Raw genomic sequence first — 1,435 nt, forward strand, 5'->3', positions numbered from 1 at the left:
GTGTTCGCTTGTTCAGAGTTGCACAGTGGACGCGTAGCAGCTTAGTAGTCAAGTCCTCGGCCTATTAGTACCGGTCAACTGAACCCGTTACCGGGCTTACATTTCCGGCCTATCAACCCAGTCGTCTAGCTGGGGGCCTTACCCCACCAAGGTGGGTGGGATACCTCATCTTGAAGCAGGCTTCCCGCTTAGATGCTTTCAGCGGTTATCCCTTCCGAACGTAGCTAACCAGCCGTGCCCCTGGCGGGACAACTGGCACACCAGAGGTTCGTCCGTCCCGGTCCTCTCGTACTAGGGACAGCCCTTCTCAAGTATCCTACGCGCACGGCGGATAGGGACCGAACTGTCTCACGACGTTCTAAACCCAGCTCGCGTACCGCTTTAATGGGCGAACAGCCCAACCCTTGGGACCTGCTACAGCCCCAGGATGCGACGAGCCGACATCGAGGTGCCAAACCATCCCGTCGATATGGACTCTTGGGGAAGATCAGCCTGTTATCCCCGGGGTACCTTTTATCCGTTGAGCGACACCGCTTCCACTCGCAAGTGCCGGATCACTAGTCCCGACTTTCGTCCCTGCTCGACCTGTCAGTCTCACAGTCAAGCTCCCTTGTGTACTTGCACTCAACACCTGATTGCCAACCAGGCTGAGGGAACCTTTGGGCGCCTCCGTTACCCTTTAGGAGGCAACCGCCCCAGTTAAACTACCCACCAGACACTGTCCCTGAACCGGATAACGGTCCGAAGTTAGATACCCAAATCAACCAGAGTGGTATTTCAAGATTGCCTCCACCCATACTGGCGTATGGACTTCACCGGCTCCCACCTATCCTACACAAGCTAATTCGAGTACCAATGTCAAGCTATAGTAAAGGTCCCGGGGTCTTTCCGTCCTGCCGCGCGTAACGAGCATCTTTACTCGTACTGCAATTTCGCCGGGCCTGTGGTTGAGACAGTGGGGAAGTCGTTACGCCATTCGTGCAGGTCGGAACTTACCCGACAAGGAATTTCGCTACCTTAGGATGGTTATAGTTACCACCGCCGTTTACTGGCGCTTAAGTTCTCCGCTTCGCCCCGAAGAGCTAACAGGTCCCCTTAACGTTCCAGCACCGGGCAGGCGTCAGTCCATATACATCGAATTACTTCTTCGCATGGACCTGTGTTTTTAGTAAACAGTCGCTTCCCCCTGCTCTCTGCGGCCATACAACGCTCCACCCGCGCGGGGCTTCACGTCTCCGGCCCCCCTTCTCCCTAAGTTACGGGGGCAATTTGCCGAGTTCCTTAACCACAGTTCGCCCGATCGCCTCGGTATTCTCTACCTGACCACCTGTGTCGGTTTGGGGTACGGGCCGCTAAGAACTCGCTAGAGGCTTTTCTCGGCAGCATAGGATCACTGACTTCACCTGAATCGGCTCGGCATCACGTCTCAGCCTAT

1 rRNA gene (cut by a window edge) is annotated in these 1,435 nt (G+C 55.7%); it reads right to left on the reverse strand.

From position 1 onward, the window contains the following. Positions 1–44 precede the first annotated feature (44 nt). Positions 45–1,435, reverse strand: a 23S ribosomal RNA gene (locus ACGFIE_RS33695); it runs 1,873 nt beyond the window's last position.

Source organism: Micromonospora sp. NPDC049275 (genome assembly GCF_043197115.1).
Taxonomy (GTDB): Bacteria; Actinomycetota; Actinomycetes; order Mycobacteriales; family Micromonosporaceae; genus Micromonospora.